This is a genomic window from Kibdelosporangium phytohabitans (assembly GCF_001302585.1).
Lineage (GTDB): Bacteria > Actinomycetota > Actinomycetes > Mycobacteriales > Pseudonocardiaceae > Kibdelosporangium > Kibdelosporangium phytohabitans.
The window spans coordinates 908,817-933,941 of the sequence record NZ_CP012752.1; the positions used below are offsets into that span (position 1 = coordinate 908,817).

A 25,125-nucleotide genomic window follows, 5' to 3' on the forward strand; every position below is an offset into this window, starting at 1 on the left:
AGTTCGACTTTGCCCGCCTGCCTCCTTCTCCGGTAGGCGCTCGGGTAGCTATCTGCCGGTCAGCGAGGCCGCTCAGCGATGTGACGCCTGGGGGTGATCTGGTCACGGCACCGTTGGTTCGCTGACGATGCCACCGGGACGGCTACCGTGGCGAGCGCCTGTTCGTCGTGTGTTCTGGGTGGCGCGCGGTTATGGCTTGCGGGCGACCCCCGCCAGAATGACTGACTCACTGGGCTTGGCGAACGACAATGGTTCGTCATCGTGTGCCGACTCTTCTGGGTGCCACTCGGCTGTCCAGGTCGTGCCTGGGTCGAGGCGTTCGAAATCGCCGAACAGGGCTTCGACGTCGGTTCGGGATCGCCAGATGACTGGGTTTCCTGACTTGTCGTACATGTCCTTGAGCTCTGTCAGGTGGTTTTTGATGTGGTCGGGGACGCCGTCATCGGTGACGTGCGAGATCGCCAGGTAGCCCCCACGTGGGAGAAGGTCCCGGTAGCGCGCGACCGCAGCGGGTCCGACATCGGTGCCATCGGGCCCTGGCTGACGGACGTGCAAGACGGCGATCATCAGCAGCGCGACCGGTTGGTCGAGGTCGATGACGCCTGTATCGAGCACGCTTTCCCAGAGGCGCTCGGGATCGCGCAGGTCGCCGAAGATCGCGCGGTGCCGTCGGGGATCGCCATGTTGTTCCAGCAGTACTTCCGAATGTGCGACGGCGACGGGTTCGTTGTCGATGTAGACGACTGCAGTGGGCTCGGGGCTGACCGCGTCGGCCGTGGTGTGTGTATGGCCCATGGTGGGCACGCCGGATCCGACGTCGATGAACTGCCGAACTCCACGGCGGACGAGGTGGCGCACGACACGGTGCAGCAACAGCCGGTTGGCTCGCGCGATCTGCCGCAGCAACGGAAACCGCTCGAGGACCCGGTCGCCGAACTGTCTGTCGATGGCCCAATTGGTATTGCCTCCCAGCAGATAGTCATAGACTCGCGCGATGCTGGGATGATCGAGGTCAACTCCTTGAGGTGGATACGGGTCCTCGTCCGAGCTGCTCACAGCGTGATCCTTCCCCGCGTCGGATTGTGCTGGATGCGGCAGTGTAGCGACCGAAGCTACTGGTCAGTATCTAGGGTTGGTGTCGGACCTCTTCGCGATGCTTGTCGAGGAGCGTGAGGCTCTCGTTACCGTCCAGGCAGGCGTTCCGTATCTCATTCCACCTAACGAGGTACGTCCGCACATCCTCTTCTTTGGGGATCGCCTTGCCGGTGTGCTCGTTTTCGGTCCAGGCCTCGTCGTGGGGTGGCAGCCGCGGAGTGCCCGGTACGGTGAAGATGGTGAAATCACCTGGGTTGCACGGCAGGCCGCTGGTGTAGGGAAGGATCAACACGCTGACCGACGGGTACTCCGCGATTCTCATCAGATGCTCGATCTGGTCCAAAGCGACGCCAGGTCGGTACGAGCCGCAGAGGTGGGAGAGGAAACCAGGGCTGAAGACGTACTCGCATTCCGGTGGGTCAGCCCGGTCGAGTACTCGTCGGCGTTCTAGCCGTCCGCGGATGACGTCGGACACATCGGGATCTTTGCCCGGAGCCCCGAACATTGCCAGCATGTAAAGCTCAGACTGGAGAATGCCTGGCAGCCGCTCGCCAGTCCAACTGCGGATTCTTGTTGCCGTGCTTTCCAGATCTCGATACTTGGTAAACCATCTTGGCCATGTTCCGGTGGATTCGTCATTGCGCATGTTTGCCGCCACTCGAGCAAGGTGTCGAAATGACTGAGCGTCGTCATCGGAAAGTTCCAGCGCCACGATGAGTGGTTCCACATCGTTGAGGGAGATGGCCCGAAAACCGATTTCGAGTTTCCCGATCTTGGATTGCGTGCAGCCGATCATTGTGCCGAGCTGCTCCTGGGTGTACCCCAGCCGCTTGCGGGCAGTTCTGATCATTTTTCCCAGCTCGCGGGATGCCGTCCGGCTCTCCGTCCCGGCTGCGCGCCCGTCGTCACTCACAAGAGCCACACATTACCTGTTCTCGAAGTCTAATGGGACCACTCAGTGTACGTCTCCGCGCGGCACGTCGCGATCTTGTGGTCGGTGATGTGCCGGGCGGAGAGCGTCGCTGTGTCACCTTTTTGGCCGTTGCGATCAGTCAACCGGCGTACGGAGTGCTACTGCCGGTTTGTTGGCGTCGATGAATTTGAGCCAGTTGGCGGTAGGAAAGACCAGTGTTGAGCCGTCGCGTCGCTTTGAGTCACGCACACAGATGTGTTCATCGAGTACGCGGCTGACTTCCACACAGTTTCCGCCGTTGGGGCCGCAGGCTGTCGCGGCTTTCCACTGACCCATGAGAAACATGCTGTGTCGGTGCGCCTGGGTTGTGCCCATGGCTACCCCCTCGATTGGAGAGTCCTCCATCGCGTTACCATTCATCCTGCGCTAGGAATATTCCTGTCGCAAGTGGAAAAGAGGTATGGCGTGCGCCGGGCAGTCCCTGGTTTTCCCTGCTCAGGACTAGGCGCTGGACATCCTGCGTGGGTGTTGCTCCTTTCGTTACGAGCGAGCGGACTGGTGCCGGATGTCGGCTAGTCGCTCGGGCATGGGCCCGCAAGGCCGCGTCGGCCGGCCGGGGAACACGGTGCGGCTCTCGGTTTGCCAGGAGGACGTTGATGGCACCACGCGGTGAACAGCCGCAGCCGCTGCGAGGTCGACGGCGCCACGAGGTGGCGCAATCGCTGGCCAGCAGGTTTCGTCAAGGCGACACGTCGATCCACCAACTCGCCGCGGAACTGGGACGTCGGCCCTCAACCATTCGCCGGTTGCTTGAGGAAGCGGGCGTGGAGGTCGACGACGGACCGATCGTGGGAACCGACGAATCAAGCCTGGCGGCCGAACTGGCACGTCGGTACCTGCGGGGCGCGACGATCACGGACCTGGGCCGGCAGACGGGAATCGATCGTCGAGTGATACGCCGACACCTGATCGACGCCGGCGTATCACTGCCTGACCGTGGGGCACGCCCGAACGCGCTCGCTGAGACTCTTGTGGAGCGGTATCAGCGGGGAGCGAGTATCCGAAGTTTGGCGGACTTCGCGGGCTGCTCCTACAGCACGGTCCGAGCGCTGCTGCTCGACGAGGGGGTCACCCTACGATCGCGCAGCGGTGAGAGCGGCCCACCATCACGGTTTTGACGTCTGGCCCGTGACCTCAGCGTGCGGTGTTCCTGCGCCGGACCCGTCTGCGCAGCATGTACGTACTCAACGCAGCGCCCAGCACCGCGGTCTGAGTGGCGTCCAGGGCCGCGACCAAGCCGACACCCGCGCCGGCCATGACGACCAATAACGCGATAGCCCGACTCGTGGTTGCCCACCCGTCCAGCACGTGGCCAGCCAGGCACACCCACAGCCACGCCATCCACCTACCTGGGCACGCTGCGACGAGAGAACCCAGGGCGCCACACATCGTCCGCAGGTGCCCGCGCGGTGACGCGAGGTCGTGGCCAACTGCTCCCCGCCGTCGAGCACGACGGCCCCTGTGACGGCGCCGTCGCCCCACTGGAGGCTCCTGCTCACCTCGATGGTGTCCTACCCGAAGGGGTGGCAACAAAGGGCCACCCGCACCTGGTACGCCAGGCGTCGAGCCACTTATCATGACTACTCGATGTCTCCTTTCGTGGTTACGCGACCTGGAATGCGACATCTGGTGGGGAACTGATCACTTGCTGGTTCCTCGCGTCTGTCGCGGTGACGGGGTGGTGATGGAGTGCGATCCAGTCCACGTCGTCACCGCGGCCTTGTCAGTATGCCCGTCCAATCACTGGGTCTACACCGGTCCCCCTTGAGTTCCGTTAGTCGGCTGCTGTGGCGCGCTGAGCGGTGGTGGGTTTCTGTTCGACTATTCGGCCATGTGGGTTAACCGTGCCTAAAATTGGTCGGTACCAATCCACGGTCACGACGAAAAACGTCACCCAAATGGTTGCTTTCCAAGAACATCCCCTCACCCCATGGCTGAGTGAAGAGATGACGGACAGCATAAGGCATGCCCGATGTGATGAACCTATCCGGGTGGACGCGGTCTCTGCGGTCACGGTGCGCTGATCCTCGCAGATCGGATCATTGATCAAGTCGAACGCACCGCTTCTTTGCCGTTCGGCGAATCATCAGCCGCGAGACGTATCTGCTCTGTTGTCGGAATATTCCCCTACTGGTGGTGTTGGAATATTCCGGTACCGCCATGATCCAATGCGCGTGCGGGCGTCGAGGTGTACACGCACTGCGGTCGAAACACGAAATGGGTTGTCTCAACAGCACGCTTTCGTATCTCGATCGCCTCGAACTCACATGAGGTGTCACTCTGGGTCCGTCCGAAGACCGACGATACTCGCCCAACCTTAGGCGCCCACTGTGTTACCGAGGACGATGGCGACGCGGTGAGCGAAGTGCGCCATTCGGCGCGAGAGTCGATAGCAAGTCGCAGCTGCGAGCCGCGTGAGGTGTACCGCCAAAGCACGGCGGTTTCTCCGCGTACGCGTGACGTTCGCACTCTCGGTTTGACACCTGCCCCGATCGTGCGCCTTCATGTGCCCTGATTGGATGCTGTCTTGCTGCGTCTTTCTTCGGCATACTGGTCGGCTCGCTTGTGCTGTGCGGGCTCGGTGTTGACGCGCCGATAGCAGCGTTCGAAGGGGAGGGCAGGTGGCGATAGGTGCCGACCGTGCTCGGGTTGATCTTGTTAGAGCCAAAGCGGAGTCGTGGGCGGATGACCTGATCGATTTCGGTCCCAACAACACACTGCTGTACTACCGCGACAGCAAAACGTGGAGCCTTGATCTGACCAAGGCTGCTCCTGACGCCGTCGCGCAACTGCTCGCAGGTCGTAAAACCAGGCTGGACACATTGGTGGCCGCTGGTGAGGCGCACGCGGCTGCCTGCCAGCGCGCGCGAAACCTGCGCCGCAGGATGCTCACCTTCCAGGAGGAACAAGGAGTCGACGACGTGGGCAAGTGGGCCCATGGCCTGTTTCTGCTGCAACCGACGTCGACCAAGGGCACGACGCCCGTCAAGCCTCTGCGTGCGCCTCTCGTGCTCCAACCGCTCACGATCACACCGCGCACCGCCGCGGAGACGGACTATGTGCTCGAGTTGGTCGGAGTTCCTGAGGTCAACCCAGTACTGCTGTATGCCCTCAACCGCCAGCACGGCATCGATCTCGACGTCGAAGAGCTCACCGACGAGCTGAACGCGATGATCGAGGAGAACGACGACCGCTCGACGCACGCGGGTCTCGTGTACCGGGCGCTGAGCGATGTCGTGGCCGGGCACGGCCGCACCGCCGAGTTCGAGGAGCGGCAGTTCGCGAGCACCTTCAGCTTCGACAAGCTGCCGATGGTGCGTGAGCTCAAAGATTGTGCGGAGCTCTTGGCATCGCATGACGTCATCGCCGCGACGGCGGGCTACGAGCTGGCCAGGCGCCAGCTGCGTGAGACGGCGGGCGGGTACCAAGCGGTCGGGCCTGATGAGGTCGTGCTCAGAGACGAGTTCCTCGTCCTCGACGCGGACTCGTCCCAGCAGCGCGCTGTCAACGCGGTGATGGACGGTCAGCATGTCGTGATCCAGGGCCCGCCGGGAACCGGTAAGAGCCAGACGATCGCCAACATCATCACCGCCGCGGCGGCGAGGGGGTGGCGTGTGCTGTTTGTCGCGGAGAAGCGCGCCGCGATCGAGGCGGTCACCAACCGCTTGGAACATGTCGACCTGGGCCACCTGGTGTTCGACCTCCATCAGCAGAAGATCGACAAGCGGCGGGTCGCTCAACAAGTCTCGGAGTCGCTGGACAGGGCGAGCAAAGAGCCACCCGCGGACGTCAACGGCCTGCACGAGCGGTTGACCGAACGACGCGACCATCTGCTGCACCACGACCGGGCCCTGCACGCCGCGATCGAGCCGTGGGGCATCACGGCGTTCTCTGTCTACAAGACCCTCTTGGCCCTGCCGCCCAGGAGCGGCAACCCGGTGCGTTTCCGCGGGACCGAGCTGCGCGACCTGCACGGCGACACAGTTCAGCGGGTGGACGATGACCTCATGAGGTTCATCAACTCGGATGGCCTCCGCTTCCACCGCGGTGGGTCCGCCTGGTCGGAATCCGAGATCCGCACGCCTGAGCAGGTGCAGGAGGTGATCGTGCAGCTCGACGAGTTGCATGCCAAGACGTGGCCGGAGGCGCAGGACCGGATGCGCCGCCTCATCGGGCAGATCGGCTTCCAGCGTCCCACGGACCTGCCGGGCTGGGAACAGGTCTTGCAGCTGCTGCGTGAGGTCGAAAGCACGCTGGGCCTGTTCAACCAGGACGTGTTCGGCGACAAGCTCGAGGACTACTGCTTCGCCACGGGGGACCGCAGGTGGAGGTCCGCTCATCCACGGCCGCTGAAATGGTGGCAGCTCCGCGGTCTTCGCAAGGAAGCTGGGAAACTCCGCACGGCCGGGAAGTGCAATCGGCGCACGCTGCACGCGGAGCTGAGCGCAGCGCTCACCCAGCGTAACCGGTGGCGGGAGATGGCGGCCGGAGGTGGCGCACCGCAAGAAGTCATCGGTTTCAGAAAGACTCTTGAGGAGATCGCCAAGGCCCGTGACCAACTGGCCGCTGTGGCGATGGGAGCGCAGCTGACCGAACCCGACCAATGGTCGGAAGAGGAGGTGACAGCGCACGTCGGGCGGCTGCATGAGGAGCGGGACTTCCTCTTCCAGATCCCGCTGCTCAACGAGTTGACCGATCGACTCGTCGGGATGGGCATGAGGCGCTTTCTGGACGTGCTGGTGGAGCGGGACGCGGACGCCGAACTCGCACGCACCATGTTCCACCACTCCTGGTACAGCTCCTTGCTTGACGAGTACCGGGTGCGCATTCCGCACCTGGGTCAGTTCGCGGGGTTGCATCATTCCCATCTCGTCTCCGAGTTCCGGGCGTTCGATACCTCGCATTTCCAGCTCAACGCCCAGCGCGTGCGCAGGCGAGTCGCCGAGAGATTGCGTGCAGCGCGTGACGCGCATCCGGACCAGAACGACGTGGTCCGTGCCGAGGCGAAGCGCAAGCGGGGCCACATGCCCCTTCGGAAGTTGGTCGCCAAGGCACCGGACGTTCTGCTCGCCGCCCGCCCGTGCTGGGCGATGTCCCCGATCGTGGTTAGCAGACTCCTGCCCGCGCAGCGGCTGTTCGACCTGGTTGTTTTCGACGAGGCAAGCCAGGTGGAACCGCAGGACTCGATGACCTCCATCATGCGCGGCGCGCAGCTCGTCGTCGCGGGGGACGAGCGCCAGCTGCCGCCCAGTGCCTGGTTCCGAACAGCTCTCGGTGGCGGCGATTCGGACGACGACGAGGACGACGAGGCTGCCGATACGCCTCAGGTCCGGGATTTCGAGTCCATTCTCGCCTGCCTGAGTGCCTTCATCCCGAACACCCGGATGCTGGAGTGGCACTATCGCAGTCAGGATGAGCGGCTGATCGCCTTCTCCAACAAGGCTTTCTACCGGGGCAAGCTCATCACCTTCCCCGGTTGTCAGGCAGTGAGCCCTCTGTCGTTGCACCAGGTCGACGGGCGGGTGGCGCCCGGGCGTGACGGGTCTGCCGACGCCGAGGTGGACAAGGTCATCGAGCTGGTGCTGACGCACGCTCGCAGCACTCCCGAGGACACCCTCGGCATCATCACGATGGGCAGCCCGCACGCCAAGCGCATCGAACTCGCCCTCCGGCAGGCTACCGCCAGCCACGACGAACTGGCGGAATTCAACGGGCGCATGCAGGGAGCGGGCCGTCGCCTGTTTGTCAAAAGCATCGAGCAGGTCCAAGGTGACGAGCGCGACGCGATCATCTTCAGCCTCGGCGCCGCCAAGGCGACCACCGGTCGGCTCCATATGACTGCCTTCGGCCCGCTCAACCACCAAGGGGGAGAACGGCGCCTCAACGTGGCGATCACGCGGGCGCGGAAACGGATGGATATCGTCGCGTCGTTCTCACCGCTCGACATGCCCACGACCGGGCTCCGGATCGGAACCGACCTGCTACGCCAGTACCTGGAATTCGCGGACAACGGCGGCTCACTGGGCCTCGTCGGCGCCCAGGGCAACCAGGAGATGAACGGCTTCGAACGCAGCATCCACGACGCCTTGGTCGATGCCGGCGTCCCGGTCACCCCGCAGTGGGGCGTGGCCGGTTACCGCATCGACTTCGCCCTGGGACACAGGAACCAGCCCGGACGGATGGTGCTGGCCGTCGAGGCGGATGGCGACACCTATCACCAGTTGGGCAGTGCTCGTGACCGCGACAGGCTCCGCCAGGAGCACCTGGAACGCCTCGGATGGCGATTCCACCGCGTGTGGGCGAGCGAGTGGTTCCGCGACCGAGCCACCCAGACCGCCATGATCGTGGAGAACTGGGAGAAGGCCATGCTCGACGCGGAACGGGGCGTCGCTCCTACTCCGGCGACGACCGCGCCCCCGTCCAGACCACACCAAATCGCCGTCGAACGTGGTCCCCGCCCGCAATTCCTCTCGCAGCCGCGGCGATCGAAGACCGACGACTACTCCGACCGAGAGTTGGTCGAGCTGTGCCGGTGGCTGCTCACCGACCGGTTGCAGGTCGATCGTGACACCCGTATCGGCCAAGCCATCGACGAAATCGGTTTCCGCAAGCGCACGACCAAGATGGAACAGCGCATCGGCAACGCCTTGGTGCGTGCTCAGCAGCGCCTCGACGCACAGGGAGCATGATGTTTCCGCTAGACCCCAAGACCGTGGAACGGCTCGCCAAGATCGTGGTCGACCAGGGCGGCCCGTACGAGCGCACCGGCCGCGACATCGAAGGACTTCTCCGCAACGCCGGCTGGGGCGACCCTCCTGACTACGACGGCTCGCCCAGAGTTGGCTGGCTGGTCGATGCCCTGAGCGAACGGGATGACGCGCGGACCGACATCGAGCGTTTCTTGTGCCGGTTGTGTGACCCCATCGAGTACCTGGAGGGCGCGGCGGCAGCGGAGGACGTCCGCCGAGCGGTCAACGAGGTACTCGAGCTGGAGAGGCTCGAGGTCAGCTACGTCGGCGGCCGCCCGGTGGTCGGGGAGCTGGGAAGCAACGGCACAGTCAAAGTCGTGCTCCACATCGAGGACGTGGAACAACGGCTGCGCACGTTGATCCGCGAGGAGAAACTGATCCAGATGCTGGTCTCCCGCGTCAGGGAAAGTCAGTTCGCAGAGGCCAGCGGCTCGTACCTCCTCGCGCTCTTCGGCATCGGCAGCTTCGTCGAAGGGCTCCTGTACTCGGTGCTCACCAGCTGTTACCCCGAGTTGCTCCGGGAAGGGTTCACTGGAAGGAAGGGAAAGATCCCGGCCGATCGCGCAGGACTCGAACTGCTCCTCGACACGGCCCATGACAGAGGACTGGTCCAGCTCGACGCGAAGGACTTCATGCGCCCCGTGCGGGAGTTCCGCAACTACATCCACCCGCGCAGGCAGTTCGAGACCGACTTCACCCCGGACGCGGACACGGTCGCCATGTGCTGGACCCCGGTACAGGCACTACTCAATGACCTCGACAAGCTCGTGGTCTCCCAAGCGGCGAATGAGGAAACCGTATAATCGGTGGTGCTGGCTCGGTGGTTTCTCAGATCTCCGCGTCGGAGAAGGTGCGCCGCTTGTCGGCGCCTTCCACGCTCATCGGCAGCTTGCGGCATCCGTCGTACACACGAGGTCGCCGCAGGTGCGACGTGACCGCGCTTGTCGTCGCAATGTCGTTGCCGCAGCGGTGGTCTTGGTGACGCGCCTACGCGTGCTGACCGGCTTGAACTTGGCCGGACGGATGCCTACGCGCGCCGGGCCGCCCCTTGACCACTTCATGCCGGCTGTTCGTACAGGGACGGGGGCGTGCGGCGATCTCAGCACGGGAGACTCGACCGACGGGCCTACCAGCTAAGGGCTCTGAGTGATCTCCCTAATCCGTTGTAGCCCGGGGCCGTCGTATGCGGCACGCCTTGTCGGTCCGCCGGTCAGTGTCGAATGTGTGGGGAGATCTATGCTTTGACAAGATCATGCTCAGTCGTGCGTGCATGTGTGCGATACCGAACGGAAGAAGGCAGGCGTCACCATGGCTCAGAAAGTCGTTGTTCAGCTCGTTGACGACCTGGACGGTTCAACGTCCGATGACATCACCACCGTGACGTTCGGCGTCGACGGCGTCAGTTATGAGATCGACCTGACCCAGTCCAACGCGACCAAGCTGCGGGAGCAGATCGGTGAGTTCACTGAGAGCGCTCGCCGTGTCGGCGGTCGGGCCAGGCGCGGGACTGTTCCCGGTGGAGCGAAGCCACCGGTCAGTCGGGAACAGACCAAGGCGATCCGGGATTGGGCCCGCCAGAACGGCTATGACCTCTCCGACCGCGGACGCATCCCCAGCACCGTGATCGAGGCCTTCGATGCCGCGCACACCGGTAAGAAGCGGAAGTAGCGACCAACCGCCAGCTCAAGTCCTGTCCCGGACCGTCGTGGCGCTGCCGCGCGTCGTGCGTTCACGGGATGGCGGTGTGTCGCGGTGTCTCATGGGCTGGGGCGCCACCATGGCGGCCAGGCGGTCTGGCTTGTCGACCGCGGGTCACCGAAGTGTCGATCCGTGCGGCTGGTCTGCCGAGGTGCACTGCCAGCCACCGCGACTCAGAATCTCCACGAGCCTGCGATACTCGGGCTCCGTCGTGGCTCGAACTGATCGTCTGCTCTGCACCGAGTAATCACTCCGATCACCACTCGGCCGTGGATGCGCGCCGGGCAGCATCTCGCTGCGGATGCGAATCAGTGACCATGTGGCACCTGCCCGGTCAACGATGCAGGGTGTTCTTAGCCGCGCCGTTGACAGCGATCTGCTCGCCGCGCTCGGCCACGAGTTGGTCGAGGTTCGCGAACAGCTCCGCCCAGTCCTGGCCGACCGACAGAGCCTGTTCCGGAAGTCGTCCCGCGATGACCGCCATGCGGATCCCCAGGTGATGCGGGCCTACCACCGCGAGCCAGCCAGCGCACAGCCGCATCGCGTGCGCCGTTCCTGGCTGGTCTAGGTGACATGACATCGCCGGTGCGGACGGCGCTGCTTCACCACCAGGTGAGCCATCGGCGCGTTCGAGCTTGACCATGTCGTCGTCGCTGAACAGCGACAAGTCGGCGTCAGTCCTCCACGGGCACTGTGCGCATGGACGTGCTCGGTACGAGGCAGAGCTCACAGCTTCCCACCTTCCACGAAGTGCTCCCGGCACGCCACAAGACGGCCCCGACGCAACGGTCTGTACATGTCTGGCCGCCATCGGGGAGCCTAAGCGGCCATCACCACTGGCCGTCCCTGGGGAATTCCTGCTGGCCACTGACACGCCGATGCGCCACCAGGGTTGAGTCGCTGTCGTTCGGTCGGCGGTAGCCCACGACCACGGTGTCTTGTCCCCTTTCAGTGTGGTGTCGTCGAGACAACGCGGAGGCGTTGCGTGGAAGAGCTGTCGTTCATGTGGCTGGAGCTGACCGGTACGTGCCAACTTACCTGCACACATTGTTATGCGGACTCTGGTCCGTTCGGCACGAACGGGGCGATGACCGTAGAGGATTGGGCGCGTGTGATCGACCAGGCGGTGGGCTTGGGGGTCGGCATGGTGCAGTTCATCGGCGGTGAGCCCACGCTCCACCCGGGTCTGCCTGGTCTCATCGCCCGAGCACTCCGGCACGGGATCCGCGTTGAGGTATTCACGAATCTGGTGCACGTGTCGCCGAGCATGTGGGAGGTCTTCGCCCAGCCGGGTGTCCAGCTGGCGACGAGTTACTACACCGACCAAGCTGATCAGCACGAGGCCATCACCCGTGGCCGTGGTAGCCATGGCCGGACCAGGGCGAATATCGCCACAGCGGTGCGTCGCTCGATTCCGCTGCGGGTGGGTGTGATCGACGTGCGCGACGGTCAACGGGTCGAGCAGGCACGCACAGAACTCGCAGCACTGGGGGTGCGGGGCGAGGTACGCATCGATCATCTGCGTGGCGTTGGCAGGGGAGCAGGCGGGCGTCGACCGGACGCGGACCAGTTGTGTGGGCAGTGCGCTCGGGGCAAGGTCGCGGTGTCGCCCATGGGTGAGGTCTGGCCGTGCGTGTTCTCTCGTTGGCTGTCGGTGGGCAATGTCCGTCAGGACACGCTCGCCGACGTCCTGGCCGGGCGGCCGATGGCCGAGACGGTGGCGAGCTTGGCCCGGCAGTTCGCTGGGAGGCTGAGGGCGGCGTGTGATCCGCAGTGTGGCCCGAACTGTGGCCCGGCGTGCCATCCGTCATGCTGGCCCACGGGTGCCGGGCCGTGCGGTCCGAACGGCGGGTGCCAGCCGAATTACGACTAGGAACAGGAGCAGGTGAGTGTTCGTCAGCCGCGCGTACGTCCCCGACGGGCTACGCCCACCCCATTTCCGGCAGTGGCCCTACACGGTGCCAGCCGTGGCCGAGGTGGTCGAACGCGGCATCGAATTCACCCATCCGGTGACGTTCCTGGTCGGCGACAACGGCTCAGGCAAGTCGACGTTGGTCGAGGCCATCGCCGAAGGATTCACACTGGACGCCCGCGGCGGGCGCGCGGCACGCAAGGCAGGCGCCGCGGACACCACCAGGACACCTCTGGGTGAGGTTCTGCGGTTGGAGACCACTGCCCAGGGTGCCCGGATGCTGGCCGGTCCCCGGCTGAAGAAGAAGGGTTTCTTCCTGCGCGCCGAGACCGCGTTCAGCATGACCGAGAATCTCGGTGGTGTGCCGGGTTACTGGCAGGAGAACACGGCCGAGATGAGTCACGGCGAGGGATTCCTGGCCGTGTTCCGGTCGATGTTCCGCGAACCGGGTTTCTATGTGATGGACGAGCCGGAGTCGGCGTTGTCGTTCACCGCGTGCCTGCACCTGGTCGCCCTGATGCACGAACTGGGCGAAAGAGGGGCGCAGGTGGTGTGCGCGACGCACTCGCCGATCCTGGCCTCCACACCGGGCGCGGACATCATCGAAGTGGGCGAGCACGGCATGCGCCGAGCGAAGTGGTCGCAGCTGCAGCTGGTTGATCATTGGCGCCGCTACCTCGACAATCCCACCGCCTATCTGCGCCACCTCACCGGCTCATGACCGACTACCTCGCGCCCGAAGCACCCGTCGACGGTGACGCGACGTTCCGTAACTTCCAGCGGCACAACGCCGCCCGGGCGGCCGAGCACTTCGCGGTGACGGTGACCGGGCCACCGGTCTTCGGGTGGCGCCTGCGGTCGGTCGGCATGCCGGTCCACGGCGACCGCGGCGAGTGCTGGCTGCGGGTGGTGTCCGAAGAGCCCGCATGGGCGCGGGGGTACGCGTGGACGGGCAACCGGGACGCCAACGCCATCACCACCATCGTCAAATTCCAGGTAATTGACGTTGTCGAGTGGTCCGAACACGGCTGGCGCGAGCAGCGCGCGGAACTGATGACCCGACTGACAGGCGAACCGTGCTCGCCCAGTGACGTCCTGCGCGCGACGGTCGACACCTCGATCGAATGGTGGGCCACCCTACGGCGGTCACTCGATCTGCTCGCCGCCACGCCGACCGAGCGCGTCCACGCCGACCAGGCGCGCGTCGACGACCGGATCCGTGGCCGGTTCGGTGACGACGTCGACACCACAGTCGCCCACTGGGCCACCGCGCACGGCGACCTGCACTGGGCGAACCTGATGCGGCCCCGGTTCGGCGTCCTGGACTGGGAACTATGGGGAACAGCGCCCGCAGGACTCGATGCGGCGACACTGTTGTGCTATAGCCTGCTCGTCCCCGACGTCGCCGCGCGCATCCGTGACCAGTTCGCCAGTGTTCTCGACACCCCCAGTGGACGGGTCGCGCAGCTGTATGTCGTGGCTCGGCTCCTGCGTCGCATCGACGGCGGCGACTATCCCGACCTCGCCGAGCCGCTGACCCACCACGCACACGCGCTGGTGGCGTCGTGACTTCGCCAGGGCTTCGCCAGTCGGCAGCACAGCTAGTGTCGAGCGTCTCGCCGGAGCAGACGCGCAGGTCGTATACCTTTCAGGATTGGATCGCCGCTTGCACGCGGACACTGCGGTGCGGGTGGTCATTCGTGCTGGCTTGGGAGGCGCGCTGTCAGGCCGGTGTGGGAGTCACCGTTCGGCGCGGACAGTGGTCAAGCAGCTGGTGGACCTCGCTGGGGTGCGTCAATGCTGCTGCCATCGCCGCGAACCGGTGGATGTAGTCATCGTGCTCTGTGGACTTCTGTGCCGCGCGCCAATGCTGGAGCGCGTCGGTGAATCGAGAACGGACCGGCAACGAAACGCCGGGGAGGCATGCGTCCTCGATTAGTTGGTCGATTCGTTCGGACATGGCCGACTGTTGTGGTGTCGGTGACTGCGTGAACGAGGGGCCGCGCCTGGCGGCGATGTTGCGGCTCAGTTGAGCCAGCGGATCAAGTTCCGGCGGTCGGGAGGCGTCGAGCTGGTCGATGTCGCGGCGGCGGCCGCGGAGGAGGCCGATCTCGGCGAGCAGGTCGGGCGGGATGGTGACGTCGAGCGGGCTGGCGGGCAGTGAGATGCGCTGGACCCAGGCGATGGCAGACGTGCGCACTGCGAGTGAGATCGATCCGGGTGACTCGTAGACGTTGAGGTACCGCACACCGTCGAGGTCGCCCAACGCGGTCTGGGTGATCTGCGCGGCCTCGGCGTGGTTCTCGTCGCGCCATCCCGGCTCGATGACCAGGTCGGTGCGACGCAGCGCCACGCGGTAGAGGTAGAACTGTGACCCGCCGTCGTCCTGGTCGCTCATCCGGCGCAGCATCGACTCGATCGCCGTCTCGTAGGTGCCGAGGTGCAGTGCTTGGTCTTCCTGACGATCGCGGACGCGCCGCGCCGCGTCCGGGGACATCACCCTGCTCATGAACTCCATGGCCACGGCTGGCATGGCGTGGGCGGTGCTGGGCCAGTTGTCCTGGGTGCTGGTGTGGTACCAGGCAACGGCGGACAAGCGGTGATCGTCCAAGGCCAGGTCGTCAGGGTCGCGGAGTGTCATTACCGCGGGGCCGAAGTGGATGTCAGATCCGCAGTGCGCGCACGCGACGCGGGCCTCGTTGTCCTGCCGGTGGTACTCCTCGCTGGTCAGTGCTGTGACCGCAGGACAGGCAGGGCACGTCATGTTGTACCCGTAGTCGAAGCTCACGGGACGGTCCACGAGGTCACCCATAACCCCATCCTGTACACCGCCACCGGTACTGGCGCAACATGTCCTCACCTCCCCCTGTAGGAGCGCGGACTCCTGGCGGTTGGGTGGAGCCGCGTCAGGAGCTGGCTGTACGGATGGCTGTGCTGGTTGACCGCGCAGTGTGACCTCCTGACCTGGCCCGGCCATGCCGCCAGCCCAACCCATCGGTGACCGCCGGAGGGCGCTCAGCCGGGTTGTGCAGCGGGGCGATCGGTTAGAGGCGAAGGGCTGTTGTCCTTTCCGCGCAGATCGTGGACATGTGCGATCTGACATGCAAGCGTCGCGCGACTGTGGTGTCGCGCGGACCGGGCATGAGGCCTGGTTGCGTCGTCGTGAACAGGTTCGCCTCGTGGTGTGGGCGCGTTCGCCTGAGTTGTCCCAGGGTCACCAGTCCCACAGGACGCTTATGCCGGTCGAGGACGATAGCGGTGTGTACTCCTGACTGATGCATGGCCTCGGCGACGTCACCGGCTGATCTACGAGCCGATGCGTAGGCCGGAGTGCGTTGCAGGGACTCGACTCGCCGGATGGACGGCGTGCCACGGTGTTCGTGGAGCTCGCGGGCGAGATCGTCCAAGTGAACGACCCCCGTGACGTGGCCATCGTGGTTGACCACTGGCATACGGCGGACGCTGTGTCGCAGAGCGATACCTAGCGCGTGATCGACCGTGGATCCATCGGGGATCGTCACGGTGTCCTTCCACGGCGTCATCGCATCTTCGACCACGGTGTGACTTCCCCACCAGCAGTCACTGTCGAAAGTGGACAGTAATTGCGGATCATGGGCGAGTACAGCCGGATCGAAGGACTCCAGCGCGCGCTCCCAGATGGGTTCCACCCACATGGCGTCGAGCCTGTGCTTCGGCCACTGCAGGCACATGCCAGCGAGAGTCGAATGGTAAATGAAGATCAGCCGTGGGCGAGTGGGCAGCAGCAAGGATCCGTCGTGTTCTGTGAGCGGATCTGCGGACGCAACGTAACGACGTATCAGATCGGTGATCAGTCGCGTTTTCCCGGTGCCGGTTCCCGTGACAAGGAGGTTACGTCCGGTCTCCAGCGTGGTGAGGGGGCGTATCAGGATGCTTCCCGGGTCGGCCTCCGCCCTGTTGACATGCACTCCTTCGTCGACAGTCGATACAGCCGTGCGGTCAGGTCCGGTGACATCGGCTGCCGGGCGGTGAGGTGTGGTTGTCGGCGCGTCGGTGTCGGCGTGCTGGTGTGACGGGACTAGTGCTGTTTGCTCCGCCAGGCCGTCGAGGTCGTCAAGGTCGTCATCGCAGAAGCCGGCGTCGTCGGCGACGGCTCGCCAATGCGCGGCTTGTGTTGTGTCACCCAGCCGATCCAGAACCCTGGCCAGGCGAATCGACGCGTCGCCGTAGTGACATTCGGCCGCTTTGCGCAACCATTGGGCAGCCTCAGTCCACGCGCCTTGTGCGCTCAGGACGACTCCCAGTCTGTACCAGGCTTTTTCGGCGTCGAGCAGGTTCAGTTGGTCTTGTATCCGCTGCTGTTCTTCGCGTGTCCGTGGGCGTTTGCATGCCTCGATGACGCGTGCGTCTGCCTCGGCTTCGGTACGCGCGTTTCGTACGCGACCGAGCTCGGTCATCAGTTCCTGCACAAGATCGTCAGTGTTCACGACGCACCTCCTGCTGTGGACGGGAGAGTTGTCAGGGCCTCGTAGGCTTCCCGCAACTGCTGGCGACCTCGTCGCACGTGTGTTTTGGCGGTGTTTACCGGCACGCTGAGCGCCTCGGCGGTGTCTTCAATGGAGTGATCGAGAATGTGGTGCAGCGCCAGCGCTTCGGCGTACGCTGGCTTGAGCGTGCTCAGTGCTTGCCTGAGTGCGGCGCGGTCGGTGATCTGCCTGCATCGGTCAGGAGTTACCTGGTCGAGGCGGTCGGGCGTCAGTTGCGTACCGATCAGGTCGATGAACGAGTTCCGCACAATCGTGTCGTGATTCTGATTCTGCTGGGACCAACGGATCAGATGTCGGCGTGCTGTGGTGGTCACCCATCCGGCAGGCGAGCCTCCTCGTCGGATCTCGTCCCAGTCCGCGTGCGCCAGGACGAACGCTTCCTGCACGGCGTCCTCGACATCCCGAGGGTTCCATCGCGCAGACAGCGCGATTTCAACACGTCTGCGGTTGGCCGCCACGAATTCGTCGAACGACGATGTGGGCATCGATGCCCCTGTCTCGTCGGTGTCGGTCACCGGTGAAACCTCCGCACCACCACCGCGGTACACACCGTCCGGATCGGTATTCGGATGATGCGCAGCCGCCCCGCCGCGTCGCGGTCGATCATCTCGGTGCCGTCCGGCAACCGGTCGAGCACGAGGTCCAGCGTTTTGCGCCGCTCGCGTTCGAGGCGCACCTCGGTCCGGCCGTCCGCCCAGGCCTTGAGGACGTCGAAGATTCCCGCGCGGCGTGCCCGACCGTGAACGGCATCCACGTTGTCGAGCGTGCTCACAGGACTGAAGGGATCATGCAACACGAACGGTGCTCCTCGATGGGGACTCGAAAGAGGCTGTCATATATGTATGACATCGAAGGCCCCCTCAGGTTTCACTCAGCCCCAAATTTCTTGCACCAACACCGTTGCTAGCTGTTGGCCAACAGCTGGCGGCCGCCAGGCTTAGCGACATGAGTCGCCTGCAAAACCGGTTCTGACCAGCCATCCCGCCGGGCTTTGTCCGACTCATTCTGATCCAAGTTCGACCACACCGGGTCACTCGGATGATCCGTGAAAAGCCGCGTCAACCAGATGAAAGGACCCCAAAGGGTGGGATGTCCAGATGCGGTCGCGGATCCTGGACGCCAGAATTCCGGACGACAGGAATCTGGTATCCCCACTCCGGCGGTCGGACTCCTGTGAGCCGAACAGTCTGGGGAACCCGCTACCTGGTGTACGTGCGGCGTGCTGCCCCGGCATCTACCTCCGTCATGACACGGCTGGGGCTTACTCCTCAGGTCCGAAGAGGTCAGCGCCGGTGTTCCAACGGCGCCCTACTGCAGAGTCCGGTCGGTAGGACACGACGACTCGAAGGGGAATGGCGAGCAGGCGTCCGCGGCCGATGGCGGCCCAGATCCAGGGTTCGTCCTCGCCGACAGGGAAGTGGCGGTGTGGCGTGAGGGAAACCACTGCTTCGGTGCGGACGGTGTCCGCGTCCGCGAATGGTTCCCAGGTCATCCACCCGCTGCCGCCGTCGCTGCGGTCGCACGCGGTGAGCAGTGCGGTGTAGGAGGATTCAGGGTCGGAGGAGTTCGGCACCCAGAGATCAGGGGCTGTGCCGGTGGCGGCTTGTCGGGCCAGCGCGACCACGTCACTGCCGGGCGCCATGGTGGTCAGCGGCGCGGGCGAATCCACGACGTCGGCAGTGTCGAGGGCTCTCATGTCGCTGGCCTTGCTGAACCGGGCGAGCAGGTCATGCAGCACGTGCTCTTCCGGGGTGGTTTCGGTATAGGGGTGCACGATGCTGGTGTCATTGAACGGGCTGAACCAGTGCTCGACCGGCGAGACGTCGATTCCGAGGCGCGCCTGCAGGCCGGGATCCTCCTCGATCCCGTCCATATCCTGTTCGTACAGAGCCTCGAAATCGAGGTCTTCGAGAAAATATTCCTCGGGGTGCAGCCACGGCTGTTCCAGCCCGGCCAGCTCACACAATTGCAGGGCGAGCTCACCGATCGCCTGGCGGATGATTTCCTCCGCGGTGCACGCCGCGGGTTCACCCCCGGGGTTGGCCAGGTCGTAGGCCACCTTGACCGCGGTGACCGTGGCGTTACGGAAGAAGGCCAGGTTATAGGCGTATCGATGCCGGGGTGGGAACTCCTCATAGACAAAGGACCCGTCGGCGAGGTCAGAATCCGGGAGGCCGTCATCGTCGAACTCAACGTCCTGCAGATCGGTGATACATCGCTCGACCACCTGGTTCGCCGCCGCCATCATCGCTCCGCGCCGAGCATGCGCGGCATCCCGCTCATCAGCGGGAATATCGGCGGGTAGGTAATCGTGGTATTCGTCATCGGTAACGTTCTCGTCATCATCGTCACCGGCATAGAGGGTGAACACCCGGAGTGGCAGGCTGGGAATTCGCACACGACAGGAATCGTTGATCAGTCCTTGTCTGAACTGCCGCTCATCATCCGGTTCGGTCACAGCGATTCTCTTCCCTGACGCGTCAGTCACCTGAGCGTCAACCGTACCGGCCCGCCAGTTCTCGTCATCGGGTGCCAGGGTCGACGCAGTTAGTCACGCGGCTTGATCGGCTTGCGCATGGCGACATCGTCCGCGATCAACAAGCGCGGGCGTAGTCTCGCGGGCGACGTGCCCGAGGTGTGGTCGAGGCCCTGGGTGACTGGGCGACCGTACCCAGAGTCGTTGTGTGCGACTGCGTGTCGTCGTCGATGAGGGATCTCGCTGAGAGTTCCGCGAACAGGTAGCGAGTTTAGTCCATAATGGACAATTAGTGCCGGTTCTGTTTTTCGCTGTGTCCTTTGTGGGTGTGGCCGGCGACGTGGCGAGGCGGTCGGCGTCGGAGTGGTGTATGGCGAGGGAGTGGTTGGCGGGCAGGTGTTTGAGTGGATATGTGGGTTGGTACGAGTTGGGGGATGGGTGTTGGTGGTGGTGTGGTGGTGGGTGGGTTGTTGGTGATGGTGGTGGGGTGTCCGGGTGTGGTGTGGACGAGGTTGTCGTGGGTGAGTTGGGTGATGGCGCGGTGGGCGGTGCTGGGGGCGCAGTGGTATTGGGTGGCGAGGGTGTGGAGGTTGGGTAGGTGGGTCCCGGGTGGGTAGGTGCCGTTGGTAATGGCGGTGCGCAGGTCGTGGGCGATTGCCCGGTATGGGCTGGTGGGTGGTGGGGGTGGTTGCGGTGCGATGGTGAGGCGTAGTGGTAGGCGGTTGACGAGGAGTGTGGTGGCGCGTTGGTCGGCTTCGTTGATCCAGGCGGTGTAGGTGTTGAGGGTCATGGCGGCGTCGGCGTGGCCGAGTCGGCTGGCGACGGTGCGGAGGTTGACGCCGGCGAGGATGAGTTCGGTGGCGTTGTAGTGGCGGAGTTTGTGCAGTGTGGTGCGGATTCTCAGGCGGGTGGTGAGTCGGCGGAAGCGTTGGCTGAGGGTGTTGGGTGCGATGCAGGTTGATCCGTCAGGTGCGGTGGAGAACAGAAAAGCGTTGGGGACGAGGGTGATGCCGTGGGTGGCGGCGTGGTGGCGGCGGTGGTTGAGGTAGGCCGCGATGAGGTTGGTGGTGTCGGGGTCGAGGCCGATGCGGCGGTGTTGGTGGAGTTTGGTGTCTTTCTCGATGAGGTTGGGGCCGTCGTGGGCGATGCTGGCGTGGATGTGTAGGACGTGGCGGTGGGCGTCGAAGTCGTTCTCGCGTAGGGCGGAGAGTTCGCCGCGGCGGGTGCCGGTGGTGATGGCGGTCCAGGTGAGGACGCCGAGGAGTGGGTCGGGTTCGGTCCAGAGGTGGGTGAGGATGCGGGTGACCTCGGCGGGGTGGGGTGGTTGTGGGTGGGGGCGTGGTTTGGTTGGTGGTTTGGCCAGCGCTGTCGGGTTGGTGGTGGTCCACTGCCAGCGTCGGGCGGTTCGGTAGGCGCCGCTGATGAGGTAGTGGACTTTGCGGATGCTCGCGGCGGACAGGGGCCGGCAGTGGTGGTCTGGATCGCGAGGCTGCCGTGGGGCTTGGGGTGGTTGTGTGGTGCAGTGCTGGCGGCAGCGGGCGAGGGTGGCGTAGAGCGCGTCGAGTGTTTCTGGCGTGATCGCGTCGATGGCGCGGTCGCCGATCAGTGGCTTGATGTGGTTGCGGTGCGATCCGTGGTAGCCGGTCTTGGTGGTGACCGCCGCGTGCAGTTTGTCGATGTGTTCGTTGATCAGGTCGGTGAGGGTCGCGCTGGCGCGGCGCTGGTGGTGTTGGTCGATTTGGTCGATGAATCGCTGGAGAACTCGTTGCGCCTGGTGTTCGGCGGTCGGGCCTGCGGGGATCGTCGCCGATAGATAGTGGGGTCTACGGGTGATCGGGTCGGTTCCGGAGTAGATGCGTATCCGTAGCGATCCACTGGGCAGGGTGTCGATGTGGCCACGGGGACGGGTCCTGCGGGGTCGGGTGGCTGGTTGCATGGCGGAGTCCTGTCGAATGTGCGCGGATCACCAAGCGATGGGCGGACGCGGACATCGACCGCTCATGGCATGACTGCCCGCGCGGCGTCTACTGGGGCTGTTGACGCTGCTGCTAATGGCAGTCGTAGCGACTGGCGTTCGAGGAGCGACGCCATCTCATGGACGTCGCGTGACACAGTCCTTCACCGCTACTTACGGCCAGACGCGGCGAGGATCCGTGCAGGTAGACGGCTTGCTCAAGGAGCGTGGCAGGACATTCGACTGCGCGCAGGCTTTCGCCACGGTGCGCGGTGACTGGGCCGGCTCCTGGGCGTGGCCTGGCGGCTCTGTTTTGCCTGCGAGAGACCGGCGTACGTGCCATCCTTCGACGGGCCGCACACGATCGGTCGGTCAGTATGTCCCTTGTCTGCCAGCGGCTGGCGGAATCGCTCCAGACCGCTCTCATACCACATTTCATGTCACGCGATCCCTTTCAAGATCGCTGACAGAAGCCGTTTTCACTGCTCAGACTGGGTGCCCCCGGCAGGAATCGAACCTGCGACACACGGTTTAGGAAGCCTCTACCAGCATCAATGGTCTCGTCTTCAGTCCCAATAGTACCCAATGGCCACCCTGTTAGCCACGGTTTCCCGTCACGGTCCCTGTCACACGGGAGGGGCGCGATGGGTGCGGAGGTGGCACGGGATCTGTCCGTGTGAGTCGCAGTGTCACCTCCAACGAGGTGCGCATTGGCCGCGTGGCTTGTGGCCGCCATCGGTTGGAACATGTGGACAGCGTAGAGGACCTTCGCCGTGAAGGACGGCCTTGTTCGGCCTGGTTGATGTCATGAGGCTGGCCCGCGATTGTTGATCTTGTGTCGACATATCCATCTGTGAATGAAAACACAGAGGTGGCTGGTGCTCATTGTGGGGTGTTTGTCAGTACGATCGTGAACGGTTGGGCTGAGGTAATCGCTATTTGTACTGAGTTTGCCCCGGAGGGCGTCGCGTCATTGGTGGTGCGGAGAGCCTGGTTGTCGACAAGCTTGATGTGTTGATTGTTGGGGAGTGTGTCGTGCTTGGGTGAAGTTGATATGTTGCGCTGGTTAGCTTGTGAATTGCGGATGCCTGCGACGTGTCGATGCGATATTTGTCGCGCAGTGCGGTGTCTGTGAGCGGCTCGTGGTCGTGGTTGAGGTTGTGGGGTGGGAACGGGGAATGGGATCTTGTTGGGTGGCGGTGTTGGTGTTGGTGTGCGGAGCGAGGTCGGTGCGGCGGCTAGGACAATTGCGCGGCGGCCTCGGCTGACGGTGATGAGTTTCTGTTCGGCCAGTTGCGTTATGGCGCGATGGATAGTTCCGCGGGAAACGTGATAGTGGGTGGCGAGTTCGTTGTTGGTGGGCAGTGGACTGCCCGTGGGGTAGGTGCCGTTGGTGATGGCGTTTCGGAGGTCGGCGGCGATCTGTTGGTAGAGGCCGGAGGGTTGGGGGATTGGTTGGTGGCGGGGTGGTGGGGTGAGGCGGACGGGGATGCGTTGGGTGAGGGTGGTGGTGGCGTGTTGGTCGGCTTCGCTGATCCAGGCGGTGTAGGTGTTGAGGGTCAGGCTGGCGTTGGTGTGGCCGAGTCGGCTGGCCACGGTGCGGAGGTCGACTCTGGCGAGGATGAGTTCTGTGGCGGAGAAGTGGCGCAGTTTGTGCAGTGTGGTGTGAATGCCGAGGCGGACGACGAGTCGGCGGTAGCGCTGGCTGAACGTGGACGGTTTGAGGCGTCGCGTTCCGTCGGGTGCTGGGGAGAAGATGAACGCGTCCGATCGCAGTGTGTCGCCGTGGCGGTCGGCGTGTAGTTCGCGGTATCGGCGGTAGGCGAGGAGGAGCGCGGTGGTGTCGGGGTCGAGGGCGATGTGGCGGTGTTGATGGTTCTTGGTGTCTTTTTCCACTGTGTGTCGGTTGTGTTGGGCGATGTTTCTGACGATGTAGAGGACGGGTCGGTCGGGGTGGAAGTCGGTCCAGCGCAGGGCGCAGAGTTCGCCGCGGCGGGCTCCGGTGATGATGGCGATCCAGATCAGGACGCCGAGATCGGGGTTCGGCCACGCGTGGGTGAGGATGCGGGTGACCTCGTCCGGTGTGGGTGGTTGTGGGTTGGGTGACGGGACGGGTGGAGGGCTTGCCAGTGGTGTGGGGCTGGTGTGGATCCATCCCCAGCGTCGGGCTCGTGTGTAGGCGGCGCTGATCAGGAAGTGGATTTTGCGGATGGTGGTGTCGGACAGCGGTCGGCATGCGTGTCGGGGTGACTTGTCTTGGGGTTCGGCCCTGGTGGTGGTGGGCCTGTTGGTGATCGGGCGGTGGGCGGGGGTGCCGCAGTGGTCGCGGCAGCGGGCGAGTTCGGCGTAGAACCCGTCGAGGGTTTCGGGTGTGACAGCGTTGACACGGACGTGGCCGATCAGCGGCGTGATGTGGTTACGGAGATAACCGCTGTAGTTGGAATGGGTGTGGGTGCCGGCCCGCATGACCGCGAGGTGACGCTCGAGCAAGAGGGCCAGTGTGGCGTTGGTTTGTGGGTGGCGATGTTCTTCGACTTGGACGACCAGTCGTCGGCGCGCGGCTTCGGCGTCCCGTGCGGCGGTGGGGCCTGCAGGGACGGTCTGGGATAAATAGTGCTCACGGTGCGTGAGTGGGTCGGTGCCCGCGTAGACGCGTACTCGGAGTGATCCGCTGGGGAGCGTGTCGATGCTGCCGCGGGGGCGAGGAGCGCGGGTGGTGGGGGCACGGCCACCTGAGGTCGTGCCACGAGTGCTGGCACGCATGTCCACAATGTACGCCGCAGCAGTGGTGTATGCGCAGGTCAGTCTTTGTGTGGCCGAACTGTGACCGGTGCGTGCGCGAACCGAGCCGATGTAGACACAGTGGTCCTTCTAGGGCGACGTAACACGTGATGGTGTCTACCTGCACATTCAACCTGCTGGACATTTGTGCTGCGAGTGGAGTGGCCAGTGCGGCCACGGGAAGGTCGTTGGCCACGCTGGACAGACGCTGCGGGGCCTGAGATCGCTGATCCAGTTTGGCCAGTTCGGCCATGATGTACAACGTGCTGCTATCGCATAGGGACTCACTCGTCCGAATCAATGGCAATGCAGGTGTCCGGGGTCGTGCTGCGGGGAGGTGGACATGCGGGGCCGTTATCTCCTGCCCCGGCTAGCAGCGCAGCGTTACGTCACGGTGTCAGACTGTCCTGCGCCATCGGTGACGAATCGATCGCCAACTGGCGCCAGAACTGGTGATGCCGGGTGATTGCTGAGGGGCAGTCAGCCAGTGCAGGGCTCCTGGAGGCCAGCTGGCGCCAGCGTGGTCACCAGCAGTCGGGAATGGATCGCCAGCAGCGGTGTTCGGAGGTCGGCCGTCTCGCCGCATATGCGGAACTATGGTGACGGCTGGTGATCGATCAACCAGTCGTCGCCAGCGTCGCCCGGGCCTGGTGAGGTGGCGTGCGCCGGGTGTGTGACGGCGTTACTGCTCTTCCCTGGGGTGGTGGTCGCGTGATCCGGGCGACGTCGACGCAGCTGTCGCGCCGCAGATGGTCACCACGAACTGCTCAGAGGCCTAGCGATTTCGCCATAGATTTGCTCGGGCTCGTAGCCTGCGTACGGATCCTCGTCGGAAAGTTCGAACTCTCCGGGAATCCGGGTCAGTTCGAGCTTGTCGCTGTCGAGGCGCAGGCCGCACAAGGCGCACTCGAAGGCGGAGGGATGGAAGCTGACGACAGCGCCGGGTGCTCCCTCGTCGTCA

The 25,125-nt window shown here is 64.4% G+C and carries 19 protein-coding genes; 7 read left to right on the forward strand and 12 right to left on the reverse strand.

All coding sequences use genetic code 11. The features are described 5' to 3' along the window. Nucleotides 1-189: 189 nt before the first annotated feature. The 3 genes from AOZ06_RS04275 to AOZ06_RS61905 all read right to left on the reverse strand — a co-directional run bounded on the left by AOZ06_RS04275 (nt 190) and on the right by AOZ06_RS61905 (nt 2,428). Nucleotides 190-1,056: an SAM-dependent methyltransferase gene (locus AOZ06_RS04275; RefSeq protein ID WP_054288225.1), complete on the reverse strand. Its 867-nt coding sequence runs from the start codon at nt 1,054-1,056 to the stop codon at nt 190-192. A 70-nt stretch (nt 1,057-1,126) separates the two neighbouring features. Next, complete coding sequence (locus tag AOZ06_RS04280) at nt 1,127-1,945, reverse strand: helix-turn-helix domain-containing protein (protein WP_157232814.1); 819 nt, start codon at nt 1,943-1,945, stop codon at nt 1,127-1,129. Between the two features lie 198 nt (nt 1,946-2,143). Next, nucleotides 2,144-2,428 (reverse strand): DUF397 domain-containing protein, encoded by a 285-nt coding sequence (locus tag AOZ06_RS61905; RefSeq protein ID WP_417999934.1) that lies wholly within the window; start codon nt 2,426-2,428, stop codon nt 2,144-2,146. A 236-nt stretch (nt 2,429-2,664) separates the two neighbouring features. Here AOZ06_RS61905 and AOZ06_RS59565 point away from each other — a divergent pair, with 236 nt between their 5' ends. Next, the gene (locus AOZ06_RS59565; RefSeq protein WP_225953139.1) at nt 2,665-3,186 is read left to right on the forward strand and encodes a helix-turn-helix domain-containing protein; all 522 of its coding nucleotides are present in this window, start codon (nt 2,665-2,667) and stop codon (nt 3,184-3,186) included. A 16-nt stretch (nt 3,187-3,202) separates the two neighbouring features. Here the strand turns inward: AOZ06_RS59565 and AOZ06_RS04290 are convergent, their stop codons facing one another. Next, nucleotides 3,203-3,409 (reverse strand): hypothetical protein, encoded by a 207-nt coding sequence (locus AOZ06_RS04290; protein WP_054288228.1) that lies wholly within the window; start codon nt 3,407-3,409, stop codon nt 3,203-3,205. A gap of 1,280 nt (nt 3,410-4,689) precedes the next feature. Here AOZ06_RS04290 and AOZ06_RS04295 point away from each other — a divergent pair. The 3 genes from AOZ06_RS04295 to AOZ06_RS04305 all read left to right on the forward strand — a co-directional run bounded on the left by AOZ06_RS04295 (nt 4,690) and on the right by AOZ06_RS04305 (nt 10,485). Continuing rightward, on the forward strand, nt 4,690-8,757 hold the full coding sequence (locus tag AOZ06_RS04295) for an AAA domain-containing protein (RefSeq protein ID WP_054288229.1): 4,068 nt from the start codon (nt 4,690-4,692) through the stop codon (nt 8,755-8,757). Continuing rightward, nucleotides 8,757-9,620 (forward strand): hypothetical protein, encoded by an 864-nt coding sequence (locus AOZ06_RS04300; protein WP_063810299.1) that lies wholly within the window; start codon nt 8,757-8,759, stop codon nt 9,618-9,620. Before AOZ06_RS04295 ends, AOZ06_RS04300 begins: the two co-directional genes overlap by 1 nt. A gap of 505 nt (nt 9,621-10,125) precedes the next feature. Then, the gene (locus tag AOZ06_RS04305) at nt 10,126-10,485 is read left to right on the forward strand and encodes a histone-like nucleoid-structuring protein Lsr2 (RefSeq protein WP_054296408.1); all 360 of its coding nucleotides are present in this window, start codon (nt 10,126-10,128) and stop codon (nt 10,483-10,485) included. A 364-nt stretch (nt 10,486-10,849) separates the two neighbouring features. On the opposite strand, the gene AOZ06_RS04310 is transcribed toward AOZ06_RS04305, so the two are convergent. Next, nucleotides 10,850-11,563, reverse strand: a complete 714-nt coding sequence (locus AOZ06_RS04310; protein ID WP_335338361.1) for a DUF6283 family protein — start codon at nt 11,561-11,563, stop codon at nt 10,850-10,852. Here AOZ06_RS04310 and AOZ06_RS04315 point away from each other — a divergent pair. Genes AOZ06_RS04315 through AOZ06_RS04325 form a run of 3 tightly spaced genes read left to right on the forward strand, consistent with a single transcriptional unit; the run spans nt 11,501 to nt 13,996 of the window. Next, nucleotides 11,501-12,388, forward strand: a complete 888-nt coding sequence (locus AOZ06_RS04315) for a radical SAM/SPASM domain-containing protein (protein ID WP_236952071.1) — start codon at nt 11,501-11,503, stop codon at nt 12,386-12,388. The genes AOZ06_RS04310 and AOZ06_RS04315 overlap by 63 nt on opposite strands. Before the next feature lie 16 nt (nt 12,389-12,404). Then, the gene (locus tag AOZ06_RS04320) at nt 12,405-13,148 is read left to right on the forward strand and encodes an AAA family ATPase (protein WP_054288232.1); all 744 of its coding nucleotides are present in this window, start codon (nt 12,405-12,407) and stop codon (nt 13,146-13,148) included. Then, nucleotides 13,145-13,996 carry a hypothetical protein gene (locus tag AOZ06_RS04325; RefSeq protein WP_054288233.1) on the forward strand — a complete coding sequence of 284 codons (852 nt, stop codon included), beginning with the start codon at nt 13,145-13,147 and terminating at the stop codon, nt 13,994-13,996. The genes AOZ06_RS04320 and AOZ06_RS04325 overlap by 4 nt, the downstream gene beginning before the upstream one ends. 154 nt (nt 13,997-14,150) lie before the next feature. On the opposite strand, the gene AOZ06_RS04330 is transcribed toward AOZ06_RS04325, so the two are convergent. The 7 genes from AOZ06_RS04330 to AOZ06_RS61190 all read right to left on the reverse strand — a co-directional run bounded on the left by AOZ06_RS04330 (nt 14,151) and on the right by AOZ06_RS61190 (nt 24,146). Further along, nucleotides 14,151-15,239, reverse strand: a complete 1,089-nt coding sequence (locus tag AOZ06_RS04330; protein WP_054288234.1) for a hypothetical protein — start codon at nt 15,237-15,239, stop codon at nt 14,151-14,153. A 232-nt stretch (nt 15,240-15,471) separates the two neighbouring features. Beyond that, nucleotides 15,472-16,893: a CBS domain-containing protein gene (locus AOZ06_RS04335; protein ID WP_054288235.1), complete on the reverse strand. Its 1,422-nt coding sequence runs from the start codon at nt 16,891-16,893 to the stop codon at nt 15,472-15,474. Further along, the gene (locus AOZ06_RS04340) at nt 16,890-17,468 is read right to left on the reverse strand and encodes an RNA polymerase sigma factor (protein ID WP_054288236.1); all 579 of its coding nucleotides are present in this window, start codon (nt 17,466-17,468) and stop codon (nt 16,890-16,892) included. The genes AOZ06_RS04335 and AOZ06_RS04340 overlap by 4 nt, the downstream gene beginning before the upstream one ends. Continuing rightward, entirely contained in the window at nt 17,465-17,725 is a 261-nt protein-coding gene (locus tag AOZ06_RS04345; RefSeq protein WP_054288237.1) for a hypothetical protein, read from the reverse strand. Before AOZ06_RS04345 ends, AOZ06_RS04340 begins: the two co-directional genes overlap by 4 nt. A gap of 489 nt (nt 17,726-18,214) precedes the next feature. Next, the gene (locus AOZ06_RS04350; protein ID WP_157232815.1) at nt 18,215-19,411 is read right to left on the reverse strand and encodes a hypothetical protein; all 1,197 of its coding nucleotides are present in this window, start codon (nt 19,409-19,411) and stop codon (nt 18,215-18,217) included. Between the two features lie 307 nt (nt 19,412-19,718). Beyond that, entirely contained in the window at nt 19,719-21,365 is a 1,647-nt protein-coding gene (locus AOZ06_RS04355; protein ID WP_054288239.1) for a tyrosine-type recombinase/integrase, read from the reverse strand. Nucleotides 21,366-22,265: 900 nt separating this feature from the next. Continuing rightward, nucleotides 22,266-24,146: a tyrosine-type recombinase/integrase gene (locus tag AOZ06_RS61190; protein ID WP_157232816.1), complete on the reverse strand. Its 1,881-nt coding sequence runs from the start codon at nt 24,144-24,146 to the stop codon at nt 22,266-22,268. Nucleotides 24,147-25,125: the final 979 nt, after the last annotated feature.